The sequence below is a fragment of the Neorhizobium tunisiense genome, from assembly GCF_039631515.1.
Classification (GTDB): Bacteria; Pseudomonadota; Alphaproteobacteria; order Rhizobiales; family Rhizobiaceae; genus Neorhizobium.
Map to the genome: position 1 here is coordinate 92,839 of NZ_JBDIUU010000007.1, position 15,164 is coordinate 108,002.

Genomic DNA, 15,164 nt, shown 5'->3' on the forward strand with positions numbered 1-15,164 from the left:
ATGAGCATGGCCGTCGAACCGGACAGCGCGGGTGTGCGCTTCCCTCCGCCCTTCGTCTATCTCGGAGCGCTGCTGTTGGGGCTGGCGGCGGAGCGGTTCGTCACCCTGCGCTCTTTCGGCATCGACTGGCGATTGCTGGTCGCGACGGGCGCGCTGCTGTTCGTTGCCGGCGCGGCGGTGATGCTGGCGGCAGCGGGGCTGTTCCGGCGGCTGGGCACCAACATTCCGCCATCGCGGCCAACGACCCTCATCGCAACGACCGGTCCTTATCGGTGGACCCGCAATCCCATGTATCTCGGCATGGCGCTTATCTATGCCGGCCTTGCGATCGGCTTCGACGGGCCGATCGCCTTCGCCTTGCTCCCGTTGGTGCTGATCGCGATCCAGACGCAGGTGATCGCCCGCGAGGAGCGCTATCTCGAGGCGAAGTTCGGCGACGACTACCGCCGCTACAAGGCCGAGGTTCGCCGCTGGCTCTGACTATTCCGCCGCTGCCGCCTGCGGGGCCTTCTGATAGATCAGCACCGGCCTCCTTGCCGCGAGCTATCATATTCTGAAGGTTGCGGGCCGGTGTCATTGAAGACCGACCGGCCGGCTGACCCGGCGGTTCACCCGGCGCCTGAGGAGACACACGTGACCAAAACCAGAGACACCGAAGCCAGCGTCGGCATCTCGTCCGACCGCTCTTGGAAAAGGCTGACACACATGGAGTTCGAACACGTCACCTTCGACCTGCCACACGGCACCTTTCACGCGCTGCAGGGTGGTGATCTCGATGGTCAACCGATGCTCGTCTTGCACGGCTTCCCGGACCATCCGCCGACCGCGCCCCCCTTCCTTGCCGAGCTTGGTCGCCGCGGACGTCAGCCTCAGCAGAACGCCTATGTCGAGCGTTACAACCGAACTGTTCGGCATGAATGGCTCGATCTGGATATCTTTGACAGCATAACGCAGGTGCAGGAGATCGCCACACAGTGGCTTTGGACATATAACCACGAACGGCCTAATATGGGCATTGGTGGCATTACACCCGCTCAGAAACTGAAAATGGCCGCGTGAATTCTACAGCTGAACCCCGTTAAAACGAGGAGGATTACCCCGCCATCTTCAGGGAAGCCGGCGCAAAATGCGGTCACAATCTCAATTGGTGTCGGCATCTTATTTTTCCTTATCTTGTTGGATGTCTCGCACGTCGGAGCCCCGGCCGCCGTGATGAACATTACGGCGGCCATTGCTGCAAGCGCATCCTTTGTCTGAAACATCTCGTCGTGGATTTACATCGGACTGCCAGAGCCGCCTACAGCAACTGCCCGCCGGAGATGTCGAAGGTCGTACCGTTCGCCCAACCCATGTCGTCGGACAGGATGGCGGCAACCGCCCTGCCGATATCGTCCGGCAGGCCGACGCGGCCCAATGCGATGCCCTGCGCCACATAGGCGTTCACATGGTCATTGTCGCGCACCGCACCGCCGCCGAAATCGGTCGCGATGGCGCCGGGCGCGATGGCGTTCACCCGGATACGGCGCGCGCCAAGCTCGACCGCCATGAAACGGGTCAGGACCTCGACCGCCGCCTTCATCGCCGCATAGAGGCTATAGCCAGGCAGCGTGAACCGGACGAAGCCGGACGAGACGTTCAGGATGCGCCCGCCATCCTCGATCAGCGGCAGCAGCTTCTGCGTCAGGAAGACCGGTCCGCGAAGATGCGTCGTAGCCAGCGAGTCGAACTGCGCCTCGGTCGCATCAGTAAAGTTGGCGAACAGGCCGTTGCCGGCATTGTTGACGAGAAGGTCGAACCGCTCGCGGTTGAAAACGGTCTTCAGGGTTTCCGACATCTGCTCAGCGAAGGTCGGGAAGCTTTCCGTATTGGTGACGTCGAGGGCGAGCATGGCGACCTTTCCGCCCATTGCCTCGATTTCCTGGCGCACCGCCTCGGCTTCCACCGCGCCGCTGCGGTAGGTGCCGATAATGTGGACGCCGCGTTTGGCGAGATGCAGCGCCATGTTGCGGCCAAGGCCGCGGCTAGCGCCGGTGATGAGTGCGATCTGGTTGGTCATGCTTTGCCCTTGCCTAATGGTCATGCGGGGAGCGCCGCCACGGCGCCGTTCCGATGGTCCCAAGATAGGCGATGTGGCGTCGGCGCGCCCGCCCGATACGCTCAACGTTTTGCCTGATTGTCTCAATCGCTTTACGAGCCGGATAAACAATGGCATAGCTTGACGATGGCCGAAGATCTCATGCCGCATCTCGACATTGCACTGCGCCACGCGCCAACGGGGCTAACCCTCACGTCGATCCCCCGGGTGGAAATCAGCGTGGGACAAGCGACTACCGGCAAGGCACCCTGCCTTTATCGCTCGATGATCTGCTTCATTCTGCAAGGCTCGAAGCACGTGGCGATTAACGACGATCTCTTGAGCTACGACCCCGCGCAGTACCTCATCAGCGCCCTGGACCTGCCGCTGATCGGCCAGATACTCGATGCCGAAGATGGTCGACCCTATGTCGCGGTGTCACTGGTTCTGGAGCCGGCTCTGCTGGCCGATGTGGCTTCCACGATGCCTCAGGTACGCGACGCCGACCCCACGGGTATCGGCATCGCGATCAATCCGATGACAGCGCCGCTGCGCGACACTTTGCTGCGCCTGTTGTCGTTGCTCGACACGCCGGCCGATATTCCCGTTCTTGCCCCCATGGCGGAACGTGAATTGCTCTATCGTCTCCTGCAAGGTCCACAGGGACGGCTGTTGCGCCAGATCGCCCAACCCGAGGGTGCGCTGGGCGGCATCAGGCGTGCGGTGGGATGGATAAGGGACAATCACAACATCCGTTTGCGCATCGAGGCGCTCTGCGATGCCAGCGGGATGAGCCGGGCCAGCCTGCATCGCCATTTTCTGGCTCTGACCGGCCTGAGCCCGCTCCAATATCAAAAGAAACTCCGATTGCAGGAAGCGCGACAGCTGTTGCTCGCTGGCGATCGTAGCGCATCGGATGTGGCCTTCGCTGTCGGCTACGAGAGCGCCTCGCAATTCAGCCGGGAATATCTCCGGCAATTCGGTGCACCACCTGCCCGCGACGTCCGTCAGATCCGGCAGGCGATCGGCAGTCCGGAAATTGCCTGAGCGGTCGCGGGTACATGTAGGCTCTGAACACCGCTTTCAGGGCGCCCCTCAACGCCAGGAACGGCTCTAATGAAGACGCGCAACTGCCTGAGAACGTCGCTTGCAAGTTCGAGCGACGGGGTACAGCAGCGATAGGGCGTGCATCAGATCCTGATGAGATACGAACCGCCGTTCAGCGGGCATGAGCGAGGCTGCCACCTGGCTGTGAATGCCGGCCAGGGTGAGTGCATCATCCCGGCTCGCAGCAGGCGAGGTTACCCGCCTTCGGCGGGGGTTGCCGTATCTGATCCCAGAATTCAAGGCGAACAGCAAGACCCGAGTGATCGTCTCTCCGAACAATGGAAAGAACCTGTTTTACATCCAGACTGTACGCCTTGTGTCTTCAGGCCGTCGGTAACGTTCGGCAGCCCGCCAGAACCGGAAATCGCGTAGCGGGCAACGGTCATCCGCGGCAATCCAAGGGGGTCAGGACAAAATTGAAATCGGAGCGCCAGATCGTCGCTTGACCGATCCGCTCGAAGGGAGCGATTAGGCTGTCCTTCACCCCAAAGACCGCATCCGACTCCAGATAGGGATCGTCGCCGACAAACGTGTGGGTAACGAGCTTCTGGTATCCCTCCGCAGTGATCAGATAGTGGGTATGGGCAGGGCGATATGGGTGGCGGCCCAGCGATCTCAACATCTGGCCGACCGGACCGTCATCGGGGATCGGGTAGGAAACCGGCTTGATGCCGACGAAACTATAGGCGCCGTCGGCGCCTGTCACGAAAATCCCGCGATTGTTCCATTTTGGTTGAATGTCCGGCTGCTGGACGTCGTAGAACCCGTCGGAATTGTCCGACCAGACATCGATCCGCGCACCCCCGACAGGCTGGCCGTCAAGATCCAGCACGCGGCCGGTGAAAAGACAACTCTCGCCCCTGCCATCCAGGGAGATCGTCTCTCCCATCCGGCGCAGTGGCGCTCCTTCGACGTGAAACGGACCGAATACAGTGTTTTCGGTTGCCCCATCGGGCCGGCGATTATTGATGGCATCGACCAGCATGGAAAAACCCAACGTGTCGCTCAGCAGGATGAACTCCTGCCGCTCGTCGTGACAAAGATGGCCTGTCCGGGTGAGGAAACTGATTGCCATCTCCCACTCCTGCTGGGTAAGGCTGACATCCTTTGCAAAGGCATGCAAATGCGTGACAAGCGACGCCATGACCTCCGCCAGTCGTGGCGCTATGTCCGGGGCCATGCGCCCGTTGACCGCTTCTGCGGATTTCTCCTCGCTGAAATATCGAGACATTAAAAGTCCTCCTAACGCGTTATTGCGGTCGCGCGCCCTCCCAGGCGTTTTGCAGCAGGGCGCGGATCGCCTGGCGCTCTATGGGACGCGGGTTCCAGTAGGGGTTGCGGGTGGCCAGATCGGCTGCACGGTCGAGATCGGCTTCCTTCATGCCGAGATCTCTCAACGCCGCAGGAGCGTTGATCGACGCGGCAAAGTCGTAGAGACCGGCTCCCAGTGAGCCCCCGAAGAGGTCGGCCGCCGACTTCAGTTCATCTGCCGCCGCATGGGCGTTGTAGGCGGCGGAATGCGGAAGCACGATCGCATGGGTTTCTGAATGCGGCAGGTCAAAGCTGCCACCCAGCGTGTGGCAGAGTTTGTGGTGAAGGGCCATGCCAACCGTGCCAAGCACCGTCCCGCAAAGCCACGCTCCATAGAGTGCGTCCCCCCGCGCGCCGAGATCTTGCGTTTCGTTCAGAATCCGCGGCAATGCCTGCTTCAGGGCGCGCAGACCTTCCATAGCCATCATCGAGGAGACCGGATTGCGATCCCGTGCGTAAAGACCTTCTACGGCATGGGCCATCGCATTGAGGCCGCTGCTCACGCTCATGGCGACCGGCAACCCGACGGTCAACTCGGGATCGTAAATGACGACCTCGGGCAGTATGCTGGCGGCCCGGACGGTCGTCTTTTCACCGTTTTCCGTCTGGCCAAGGATCGGCGTCACTTCCGAACCGGCATAAGTCGTCGCAACCACGATTTGAGGCGCATCGTTGCGATAGGCGATTGCTTTCCCGAGGCCGATCGTCGATCCGCCCCCGAAAGAGACGACGCAATCGGCTCCGGCGGCACGATAAGCCGCCATCGCCCGCTCGGTCACATCGACCGGCGTATGCATCGTGGCATCGGTAAACAGGCCGGCCGAAAGCGGGCCGAGGGCGGCTGCAACACCCCTGGCATCCGTGTTTTGATGCGGGGTGGACAGGATCAGGGCGCGCTTGCAGCCCTGTCCCGTGATTGCCTCGGCGAGCTGGCCAAGCGAGCCGGGTCCGAAAATGACCCTTGCCGGACCGATATTGTATTGGAAGGACGCTACCACACCCATCGACTCCCTCTTCGTTGCGCCATGTTCAACGATCGAGCTTGAACAGCGAAACTGCGTTGGTCCTGCCGATCTTCAGGCGATCTGCCTCCGAGATCGTGGCGCTATCAAACCAGTCGGCGGCGTGGTCGATATTCTCGAACGGCCAGTCGGTCGAGAACAGGATCCTGTCGGCGCCAATTTCCAGCATGGCGTCGATCAGCGACTGGGTACGGAAATTTCCCGACGTGGTGATGTAGAAGTTCTCGTTGAAATAATCGGCGATGCGGCGCTTGGCGGGATAGCTCTTTTCGACCTTGACCCAAGCATTTCGGTTGTCGATCCGCCACATCATATAAGGCAACCCCTCGCCCATATGACCGACGATGATGCGCAGGCCGGGATGCTCGTCAAAGAGACCTGATCCCATGAGCCGCAGCGCATGCACGGCGGTTTCCTGTGCGAAGGCCCAGGTCGGGCCCATCAGCCACGAATGGCCGGCATAGATCCGGCTGTCCTGCGGCAGGGGATTGCGCGGGTGGAGATAGAAAGGAACGTTGAGCTTTTCCATCTCCGCCCAGAACGGACGGTATTGCGGCAGGTCGTAGTAGAGCGGATTCGAGCCGTCGCCTTCCTGCGAGAACCCGTTCACCAGCGCGCCGACGAAGCCCATCGTCGTCACGCAGCGTTGCAGTTCCTGTATCGCCGCATCCGGATCCTGCAGGGGGAGTGCTGCGAAACCCAGAAAGCGATTGGGGTTCTTGAGGCATTGCTCCGCCAGGAAGTCGTTGGCGCGTCGGGAGATTTCCACGGCCTTGGCCTTGTCCGGGATAGCCTGCACAGCCGGAGCGTTCAGGGAAAGGATCATCTTGTCGATGCCGTGGGCATCCATCAACCGCAGGCGCTTGTCCTGTATGTCCAGAAGGCGGGCCGACAGTTCGGTCCAGTAGTCTCCAGGCACGAAGCCTGCTGAATCCTGCAGCGTGTCGGGAATGGCGAAGTGTTCTTCAAGCGCTATTTTACCTTGCACGATACTCTCTCTTTCTCAGATCTAGAATGGATGTGTATGGGTCAGTACTGACCCTTGGGCGGCAGACCTAAGAGATGCTGGCCGACCATGGTCCCAACGGCGTCCCAATTCATCGAAATGTGGCGTCCGACGGCATTCGCATCCCGCCATGCCCGCTGGACGGGGTTGGACATCTGGAGACCGAGACCGCCCGTGGAGGCGTTCAAGGCTTCGACCGCCTGCAGGGACAGGCTGACGGCGAAGGACTGCGTGCGCCGTGCCAGAATTCTGTCTTCCTCGGTAATCTCGGCCGTGCCGTTTTCGCGTGCCTGTGCAAGCTGCTGTGCCCACGCCACGTCACGCAGCATGATTTCGCGAGCTGCATCGATAGAAGCCGATGCCTCTGCCACCCTCAGCTGGATGGTCGGAAACTCGGCGATCTTGTTGTTGCCCCCGGCGACCGCGCCGCGCGTGATCCGCGTGCCCATATGGTCGAGATAGCTTGTCAACGCGCCTTTCGCGGCGCCGATGGCAGCGCTGCCGAGGCAAAACGGAATTCCCATGAGGAGCGGAATGTTGAAAAGGCCAATGCCCTCATATCCACGTCCGCCCGGCGTTCTGCCCGCGGTCGCATCCGGGAAAGTCAGGATACGGTGCTCGGGCACGTAGACGTCTTTCAGGATCAGGCTCTTGGAACCGGTGCCGGCCAGGCCGACGACATCCCAGGTCTCGGCGATCGTGTAATCGCTGGCAGGCACCAGGAGAAAGGACGGGATGGCGCGCGCTCCTTCGATTTTTGGCGGGACAATGGCAGCGCACAATGCCCACTGCGCATTTTCGCAACCGCTCGCAAAGGCCCAGTCGCCGGAAAGGCGAAACCCGCCCTCCATGCGCTCCGCCATGCGCGTCGGCGCATAGGAACCGCAAATAAGTGCATCGGGGTTCGTGCCCCAGACTTCCTGCTGAACCCGTTCGTCGAACATCGCAAGAAGCCACTGATGTGCCGAGAGAAGTCCCGCCACCCAGCCGGTCGAGGCGCAGGCCGACGACAACTCGATATTGGCATCGACAAGCTCTGCGAAGGAACCCTGGTCACCGCCGAAACGAGCAGGCTTGACGATATCGAAATACCCGACGCCGCGCAGCAGGTCGATATTGCAGGCCGGCACGCGCCCCGCCTTCTCGGTATCACGGGCAGTGGCGCGGATCTCATCAAGAACCGGCGCGATCCGCTTGGCAAGACATGCGTTTTCTGCCCGCATCGAAGCGGGAAACAAGGCTGCTGTACTGTTCATGGAACTGCCCTCAGTTATGGGAGGTAAAAGGCGCGTGCTGTGGCGCGCAATAATTCGAGTTTTCGTACATCAACGGGGTGGTATCGTCGGAAAGACGGGTGTCTATCACCTGGCCGATGAAGATCGTATGGGTTCCATAGGGAACGGCACCCATGCGACGGCAAATCACGGCGGCATGGGCCGAATCCAGGACCATCATGCCCCGTTCGTGGCGAACCCAATCGCCCGCCTCGAACCGACGTTCCGGAGCGATCTTGCCGCTGAACCCTTCCGATACGGAAACCTGTTCGTGCGTCAAAACGCTGACGGCAAATTCAGGCACCTCCAGCAGCATGTCGTGCAGATAAGTGCGGTTGTTCAGGCAGATAATCAGCGAAGGTGGGTCCATGGAAAGCGATGTCACCGCCGTTGCGGTCATGCCGTGATCGGTCCCGTTACGGCAGGCGGATATCACGGTGACCGTCGCTGGAAACCTGCGCATGGTCGCGCGAAACGCATCGCTGATTGGCGGAATTGCCGGCATAGGGCCGGCGGCAGCTGTGGCAGACATGAGTTCCTCCCGAGTCTCCTTGGCGTTAAATTATTGCAAACGCAAATATTGTCAATGCAAATTTTAGACGGCGAACAGTTTCTCATTCAATGCTGCTCCTTTTTGCGAAGTGATCCAGCGGCTCGTGTTGTCATTTGGGCCATTTAGGTGCATGTCGGAACAAGCCGCGGTCAGCCGCACACGAGATTTCGCCAGCAGACTGAGACATGTACAAACTTACCGATTCAGTTCCCTACCTGCTCAACCGTGCGGGCGTGCGTATCGCCGAGGTCTTCTCACAACGAATTGCCGAGAACGATCTCAGCGTCGCCATGTATCGAGTGTTGGCAATGTTGAGGGAGCGCAAGGAAAGCACGCTTGGGGACCTTGCCGACGTCGTCTCGGTTGAAATCTCCACCCTCTCGCGGCTCGTCGGCACTCTGGCGAAACGCAAGCTGGTCTCCAGAACCCGTCCCGAGGACAATGGCCGCATCGTCATCGTTCGCTTGACCCCACAGGGGGAGGCGCTGACTGAAAAGCTGATGCCGCTTGCCATGGAACTCGAGGCCACGGCCGTGCAGGGCATGTCCAAAGAGGAGGTCACCGCGCTGAAAAGTGCGTTGAAGCGGATGCACAGCAATCTGCCGGCCATGTCCGGCAAAGGGAAAACCAGCGACCAGTAAATTTGCACTTGCAAATATTTTATCTGCAAGTATTTAATGGCGCGCCAATCGTTGTCCTGGCATCATCTCTCTTCGGGATGAGGGTCCGGTGTGGGAGGAAACACGCCGACGACGATCCGGAGGATTTGTACATGGATTGATGCTGGCCTGCCGATGGCGGGAGTGTACTTCCTGTACTCAAATGTGTGGGGAGGAAAAATGACCATACAAGATGTCGCTATCGCCAAGGCACGCGTCCGCAGCCCGAATATGATCATCGCCCTATGCGGCCTGTTGATCCTTTTCGATGGTTATGACCTTATCGTTTATGGTGCGGTTGCACCTTCACTGCTTCGAGAAGGAAGCTGGGCTCTAACGCCCGGCATGGTTGGAAGAGCCGCGTCAATCACCCTGTTCGGCATGCTGCTCGGCGCCCTGATTGCCGGAACCCTTGCCGACAGGATCGGCCGTCGCAAAGTCATAATCGGGAGCCTCTTGAGTTTTTCGGTGATGATGATCGGCAGCGGCTTGGCTCCGAGCTTCCTGATTTTCGAAGGAACCCGTTTTCTCGCCGGTCTTGGCCTGGGCGCGCTGTTTCCGACGGTAACTGCCTTGATCATCGAGTTTTCTCCGCCCAAGCGAAAAGCCATGGCCTACTCGACGGCGCTTCTCGGCTATCTCGCCGGCGGCATCATCTCGGGCGTTCTCGGCATTATGCTGATCGAGACTTACGGTTGGCGCGTGCTGATGATCATCGGCGGCGCACCGATACTGCTTCTTCCGCTGTTCCTGCGCCTCCTCCCGGAATCGCCGGAGTGGCTTGCGACCAAGAACCGCCAGGCAGAAGCCAATCGGATAACAGATCAGTATGGGTTGCCCAATCCTAATCCAAGGCCTGCTGCTCTGCGTCAGGCAGGTATCAAGTCGCTGTTTTCCGAAGGCCGTCTGTTGCCGACCCTGAACGCCTGGGGCATCCACTTCTGTTCGCTTCTGCTTACTTTCGGCATGGTGAACTGGCTGCCGACCATCATGAACAAGATGGGCTACGACCTCGGTTCCGCCCTTCTCTTCTCCGTCACGCTCAATCTTGGTGCGGCAATCGGTCTGCTGATCGGTGCGAGAATTGCCGACCTCGGCAATGTCAAGATCGTCGTGGCGGCAATGTTCCTCCTCGGCGCATGTTCCATCTGGATGTTGACCCAAGTAGGCCAGGGCCTTCAGGTCTACGGTCTGGTTGCGCTGGCTGGAACCGGAACGATCGGAACCCAGATTCTAGCCAATGTCCTGGTCGGGAATCTCTACCCGGTCGAGATTCGCGGCACTGGGCTTGGCTTTTCGCTGGGCATCGGTCGCGTCGGGGGGATGATCGGGCCCGCCATCGGCGGTGCCGTCCTGGGAGCAGGACTTGCACCGCAATGGAACTTCTACATTTTCGCGACCGTCGGCGCGGTGGGCTGCGTTCTGGCTCTGGCGACACTGCTGTACAAGAAAAAGGCTATTTGAATCTCGCCGGGATGTCGGCAGGCCAAAGGCAAGCAATTCTGCAGGTATTGAACCTATCAATGTAAAAGGCGGCTTCTCGCAAGCCGCCTTTTACTCTTGTGTCAGCCGCGCGATCGGTAAGGACACACAGCGATACCGGCAGAGGTGCGGTTTCATCCTCTCTGATACCGATCTTGTTGACCCGGGTTCGATTGCTAGAAAGCCAGTTGCACCTTCATCGACCGGGTTCTGTCGCCGGCAGTCTCAAAGGCCTTGACGGCATCGTCGATCGGGAAGATGCCGGTGAGGAGCGGCTTCAGATCGACGCGGCGCTTGCCGATAAGGTCCACGGCAAGCCCGAATTCCTCGTGGAAACGGAATGTGCCCTTCATCTCGATTTCCTTGGCGACCACCAAGTTCTGCGGGATGGAGACATCACCGCCGAACCCGAGTTGGACCACCGTCGAGCGGGGCCGGAGCACCTCCAGGCCTGATCGTACGGCGCGTTCGTTGCCGGACGCCTCGAACTGCACGTCGAAGTAACCCTTGTTGGCGGAATAGGCGGCAAGCTCCTCCGGATTACCGGCGACATCGATAACCCGGTCGGCGCCGACCTCCAGCGCCTTGTCGAGGACGGCGCCCATCACGTCGGTCACGACGATCTCGCGGGCGCCGTGGGCACGCGCGGCGATGATCGCCAACGCCCCGATCGGGCCGCAGCCGGTGACCAGCACGCGTTTGTCGGTGAGCGAGCCGGCGCGGTTGACCGCATGCAGCGTCACCGCGAACGGTTCGGCCATCGCCGCCTCGTTGATCGAGACGCCGTCGGCTATCCTGTGGCACTGCCACTGTTCGGCGACCAGCCGCTGGCGGAATGCACCCTGGATGTGCGGCATCGGCATCGCCGAACCGTAGAAGCGCATGTTGAGGCAATGGTTCTGCTGCCCCTTCAGGCAATAGTCGCAGTCATTGCAGGGCCGGCTCGGCGAAACCGCCACCCGGTCTCCGATCGCAAGGCTGGAGACGCCCTCTCCCAGCGCCTTGATCGTTCCTGCAACCTCGTGGCCGAGGATCATCGGCTCGCGGACGCGCACCGTGCCGAAGCCGCCGTGATTGTAATAATGCAGGTCGGAACCGCAGATGCCGCCCGCCTCGATCGCCACTTCCACCTGCCCGGGGCCGAGCGCCTCGACCTCCCGTTCCTCGATGCGCAGATCCCTGGCGGCATGGATGACGACGGCTTTCATGGGCGTATCCTCAGATGACGGGAGTGGGCAGGGCAGCACCGGCAAAATGGGCGGCGAGATTGTCGCGCACCAGCTTGCCCATGGCCTTGCGGGTCTCGATCGTGCCGGACGCATGGTGCGGCTGCACCAGCACATTGTCGAGTTTCAGGAAACGCGGATTGAGCTTCGGCTCGGCTTCGAAGACATCGAGTGCCGCAGACCCCAGCGCGCCGCTTTCCAGCGCCTCGAGCAGCGCTTCCTCGTCGATATTGGAAGCACGCGAGATATTGATCAGCATGCCGTCCGGGCCGAGGGCTTCAATCACTTGCCTCGAAACAATATGGCGCGTGACGGTCGAGGCCGCCAGCGTCACGAACAGGAAGTCCGAACGCCGGGCAAGCTCGACCGGATCGGGAATGAACGTCATACCTTCACCATACGGCTTCTCCGCGACGTCGCTATAGGCGATGTCCATGTCGAAGCCCTTGAGGCGCTTGGCGACCTCGAAACCGATGCGGCCGAGGCCGAGCACGCCCACCTTCCGACCCCAGACACGGCGCTTCAGCGGATAAAGACCCTTTGTCCCCCAGCTTCCGTCCTTCACCCAGGTTTCCGCGCCGATCATGCCGCGCGACTGGACCAGCATCATCGCGACACCAAGGTCGGCGACGTCGTTGGTGAGCACGTCGGGAGTATTGGTGACCCGGATGCCGCGTGCCCGGCAGGCGTCGAGATCGACTGTGTCGTAGCCGACACCGTAGACCGAGACGATCTCCAGCTTCGGCAACTTGCCGATCAGGTCCGCGGAGGCCCCGAGCTCGCCCCGCGTAGCGATGGCGCGAATGCCGCCCGCGTGATCCTGAACGAATGTATCGCGGTCTTCAGCCTCGTAGAGCTTCAGCACGTTGTACTGCGCTTCCAGCTCGACGAGATCCCATTCCGGGTAAGGGCCGACGAGCAGGATGTCCGGCTTGGCCATTGTTTCCTCCGTTGCGATAGAGATGATGGTTTGTCACTGCCCGTGGCGGACTTCCCTAAAGGCAGGTGGTGATGCCGCCATCGACATAGAGCGTGTGTCCGTTGATGAAGGAGGAAGCCTTGCCGGCGAGAAAAACCGCTGCCCCGACCAGTTCCTCGACATTGCCCCAGCGCGCGGCAGGGGTTCGTTTCTCCAGCCAGGACGAGAATTCCGGGCTGTCGACCAGCGCCTGGTTCAGGGGCGTCTTGAAGTAGCCGGGGGCGATGGCGTTGATCTGCAGCCCATGTTTTGCCCAGTCGGCGCACATGCCGCGCGTCAGGTTCTTCACCGCGCCCTTGGTGGCGGTATAGGGCGCGATGCCGGGACGGGCCAACTCGCTCTGCACCGAGGCGACATTGACGATCTTGCCCTGCCCGCGGCCGATCATGTGGCGTGCCACCGCCTGGCCAACGTAGAAGACACTGGAGACGTTGGTCTTCATGAGCTGTTCCCAGCGATCGACCGGAAATTCCTCCAGCGGGCTGCGGAACTGCATGCCGGCATTGTTGACCAGGATATCGATCGGACCGACTTCGGCCTCGATCGCATCGACGCCGCGTTTGACGGCATCGGGGTCGGTGACGTCGAAATCGGAAACCCTTGCCTCATAGCCTTCATTCTTCAGGCTATCGGCGGCGGCCTGAAGCTTCACCGGGTCGCGGCCGTTCAGCACGACCGAGGCCCGATGCTCCGCCAATCCCTTCGCCAGGGCAAAACCGATGCCCTGCGATGAACCCGTCACCAACGCTCGTCGGCCAGAAAGATCAAATAATGGGAAGGTCATTCAAACCTCTTTCCGAAAGGAAGAACGTCGCTTGATGCGACGATTGCGGGCGGGGCTCAGATATCGACGACCAGGCCCTTGGCTTTTAGCACCGGCTCCAGATTGCTGACCTCGATCACCGACTTGCCCTGCTTGTAGGCTGCGATATAGCCGGCTTCTGCGTCCTCGCGGGCCTGCGAAAGCCTTGCGGCCTCCTGTGCTTCCGCGCGGCGGACAACGACCAGTCCGTCGGCATCGCCAACGATGATGTCGCCCGGATTGATTGTTTCGCCGCCGACGATGATCGTGTCGTTTACCGCCGCAATGGTTTCCTTGACGGTACCCTTGATGCAGACGCTCAGGGAGAAGACCGGAAAGCCGAGGTCCCTCAGCTGCAGCGTGTCTCGCACGCCCGTGTCGGTCACCAGGCCGCCGATGCCCTTTGCCAGGCAGGCATTGGCGAGAACGTCACCAAACGAGCCGGCTTCTTCGTATTCGCCGGCGGAGACGACGATGATGTCACCCGGCTTTGCATAGTTGATTGCGAGCTGAAGCATGATGTTGTCACGCGGCGCGCATTTGACCGTGAAAGCCGGGCCGCATAACTTCATCCGGTAGTCCACCGGCTTCAAGCGGGAGGAAAGTGCTCCGCGGCGCCCCTGCGCTTCGTGGATGGTAGCCGGTGAAAATTTGGAAAGTGCCTCGATATCGGCTTTGCTTGGCCGTTCGGCGATATCTTTTATGTGGATCATGGAAACCTCCCACGGTTGGGCCGACGGCGGGCACGCCCCGCCGCCTGCAGTCTTCGGTGATTTGCAATTGGATGGAGTACCTGGGCCAAAGGCCTCAGGGGATCGGGTCGAACTTCAGTTCGGAAAGCGGTACGACCTTGTCGTTACGCGTCATCTTGTATTCGGTATTCGGGCCAAGCCACTTGTCCCAGATCTTGTTGAGCTCGCCGGACGTATCGAGCTTGCGGAGCACCTCGTTGATCTTGGCAGTCAGCGCCGGATTGTCCTTTGCCATGCCGATGCCGATCGGCTGGAACAGCATCGGATCCTCGATCATCCGCATTTCCTTGCCCTTGGTCTTGGATTCGTTGACGAACTTGGTCGTCGTCATCGTATTCGCCACCATGCCGCGCGCCTTGCCCTGCTGGACGGCGAGATAGGCGGATGCGGTATCCTGGAAGGTCAGCGGCTCGGACTTGTTGAGCTTGATCGACATTTCCGAAGTCGATCCCTTGGTCGAGGCGATGCGCTGGCCTTCGTAGTCGGCCTTCTTCTTGCCGGGGTCATCGGCCGGGACGATCAGCATTTCCTTGGCGAGATAGTAGGGATCGCTGAACTGGATCTGCTCGGCGCGGCTCAGCGTATAGGCAAGATTGGCAACCGTAATGTCCACGCGGCCGAGCTTGACTTCCGGCACGCGCGCTTCAACCGAAACCGGCTTGATTTCGGCCTTGACGCCCAGTTCCTTGGCGATCGCATTGCAGAGATCGACGTCGAAGCCGGCCATTTCGCGCGTCTTCGGGTCGGGTGCTGCAAAGGGCACCACGTCTGCGAACGTCGCGCAGCGAAGCGTCTTGGCCGACATGATCGTGTCGAGTTGGTCCGCCTTTGCCGGTAAGGCCGCCGCGGCGCCTGCCAGCACAGCGGTGAGAGTGACGAATTTCCAGTTCATTGCTGTTCTCCTTTGTTGTTGGTCG

The 15,164-nt window shown here is 60.7% G+C and carries 15 protein-coding genes and 1 pseudogene; 5 read left to right on the plus strand and 11 right to left on the minus strand.

Annotated features, from left to right (window positions below; translation table 11 throughout):
- Nucleotides 1-6: 6 nt before the first annotated feature.
- Both ABCW43_RS20265 and ABCW43_RS20270 read left to right on the plus strand, forming a co-directional pair.
- The gene (locus ABCW43_RS20265) at nt 7-480 is read left to right on the plus strand and encodes a methyltransferase family protein (RefSeq protein ID WP_345927752.1); all 474 of its coding nucleotides are present in this window, start codon (nt 7-9) and stop codon (nt 478-480) included.
- A gap of 384 nt (nt 481-864) precedes the next feature.
- A pseudogene (locus ABCW43_RS20270) lies at nt 865-1,059 on the plus strand (integrase core domain-containing protein); the annotation flags it as partial.
- 238 nt (nt 1,060-1,297) lie between these two features.
- Here the strand turns inward: ABCW43_RS20270 and ABCW43_RS20275 are convergent.
- Nucleotides 1,298-2,056, minus strand: coding sequence for an SDR family NAD(P)-dependent oxidoreductase (locus ABCW43_RS20275; protein ID WP_345927754.1), 759 nt, complete (start codon nt 2,054-2,056; stop codon nt 1,298-1,300).
- A 165-nt stretch (nt 2,057-2,221) separates the two neighbouring features.
- Here ABCW43_RS20275 and ABCW43_RS20280 point away from each other — a divergent pair, with 165 nt between their 5' ends.
- Nucleotides 2,222-3,121: an AraC family transcriptional regulator gene (locus tag ABCW43_RS20280; RefSeq protein ID WP_345927756.1), complete on the plus strand. Its 900-nt coding sequence runs from the start codon at nt 2,222-2,224 to the stop codon at nt 3,119-3,121.
- A 442-nt stretch (nt 3,122-3,563) separates the two neighbouring features.
- Here the strand turns inward: ABCW43_RS20280 and ABCW43_RS20285 are convergent, their stop codons facing one another.
- The 5 genes from ABCW43_RS20285 to ABCW43_RS20305 are packed head-to-tail and all read right to left on the minus strand — an operon-like array spanning nt 3,564 to nt 8,326.
- Nucleotides 3,564-4,412 carry a dioxygenase family protein gene (locus tag ABCW43_RS20285; protein WP_345927758.1) on the minus strand — a complete coding sequence of 283 codons (849 nt, stop codon included), beginning with the start codon at nt 4,410-4,412 and terminating at the stop codon, nt 3,564-3,566.
- A 19-nt stretch (nt 4,413-4,431) separates the two neighbouring features.
- Nucleotides 4,432-5,496 (minus strand): maleylacetate reductase, encoded by a 1,065-nt coding sequence (locus tag ABCW43_RS20290; RefSeq protein WP_445738983.1) that lies wholly within the window; start codon nt 5,494-5,496, stop codon nt 4,432-4,434.
- A 25-nt stretch (nt 5,497-5,521) separates the two neighbouring features.
- Nucleotides 5,522-6,502 (minus strand): gamma-resorcylate decarboxylase, encoded by a 981-nt coding sequence (gene tsdA / locus ABCW43_RS20295; RefSeq protein WP_345927760.1) that lies wholly within the window; start codon nt 6,500-6,502, stop codon nt 5,522-5,524.
- Nucleotides 6,503-6,543: 41 nt separating this feature from the next.
- Nucleotides 6,544-7,776, minus strand: a complete 1,233-nt coding sequence (locus ABCW43_RS20300) for a flavin-dependent monooxygenase (protein WP_345927762.1) — start codon at nt 7,774-7,776, stop codon at nt 6,544-6,546.
- Nucleotides 7,777-7,786: 10 nt separating this feature from the next.
- The gene (locus ABCW43_RS20305; RefSeq protein WP_345927764.1) at nt 7,787-8,326 is read right to left on the minus strand and encodes a flavin reductase family protein; all 540 of its coding nucleotides are present in this window, start codon (nt 8,324-8,326) and stop codon (nt 7,787-7,789) included.
- Nucleotides 8,327-8,532: 206 nt separating this feature from the next.
- Here ABCW43_RS20305 and ABCW43_RS20310 point away from each other — a divergent pair, with 206 nt between their 5' ends.
- Nucleotides 8,533-8,988: a MarR family winged helix-turn-helix transcriptional regulator gene (locus tag ABCW43_RS20310; RefSeq protein WP_046627575.1), complete on the plus strand. Its 456-nt coding sequence runs from the start codon at nt 8,533-8,535 to the stop codon at nt 8,986-8,988.
- Between the two features lie 198 nt (nt 8,989-9,186).
- The gene (locus tag ABCW43_RS20315) at nt 9,187-10,470 is read left to right on the plus strand and encodes an MFS transporter (protein WP_345928183.1); all 1,284 of its coding nucleotides are present in this window, start codon (nt 9,187-9,189) and stop codon (nt 10,468-10,470) included.
- Between the two features lie 194 nt (nt 10,471-10,664).
- Here the strand turns inward: ABCW43_RS20315 and ABCW43_RS20320 are convergent, their stop codons facing one another.
- The 5 genes from ABCW43_RS20320 to ABCW43_RS20340 all read right to left on the minus strand — a co-directional run bounded on the left by ABCW43_RS20320 (nt 10,665) and on the right by ABCW43_RS20340 (nt 15,139).
- Nucleotides 10,665-11,696, minus strand: a complete 1,032-nt coding sequence (locus tag ABCW43_RS20320; protein ID WP_345927767.1) for an L-idonate 5-dehydrogenase — start codon at nt 11,694-11,696, stop codon at nt 10,665-10,667.
- Nucleotides 11,697-11,706: 10 nt separating this feature from the next.
- Complete coding sequence (locus ABCW43_RS20325; protein WP_345927769.1) at nt 11,707-12,654, minus strand: 2-hydroxyacid dehydrogenase; 948 nt, start codon at nt 12,652-12,654, stop codon at nt 11,707-11,709.
- Between the two features lie 55 nt (nt 12,655-12,709).
- Nucleotides 12,710-13,477: an SDR family oxidoreductase gene (locus ABCW43_RS20330; RefSeq protein ID WP_345927771.1), complete on the minus strand. Its 768-nt coding sequence runs from the start codon at nt 13,475-13,477 to the stop codon at nt 12,710-12,712.
- Between the two features lie 56 nt (nt 13,478-13,533).
- Entirely contained in the window at nt 13,534-14,208 is a 675-nt protein-coding gene (locus tag ABCW43_RS20335) for a 4-carboxy-4-hydroxy-2-oxoadipate aldolase/oxaloacetate decarboxylase (RefSeq protein WP_007752169.1), read from the minus strand.
- A 94-nt stretch (nt 14,209-14,302) separates the two neighbouring features.
- Entirely contained in the window at nt 14,303-15,139 is an 837-nt protein-coding gene (locus ABCW43_RS20340; protein WP_345927774.1) for an ABC transporter substrate-binding protein, read from the minus strand.
- Nucleotides 15,140-15,164: the final 25 nt, after the last annotated feature.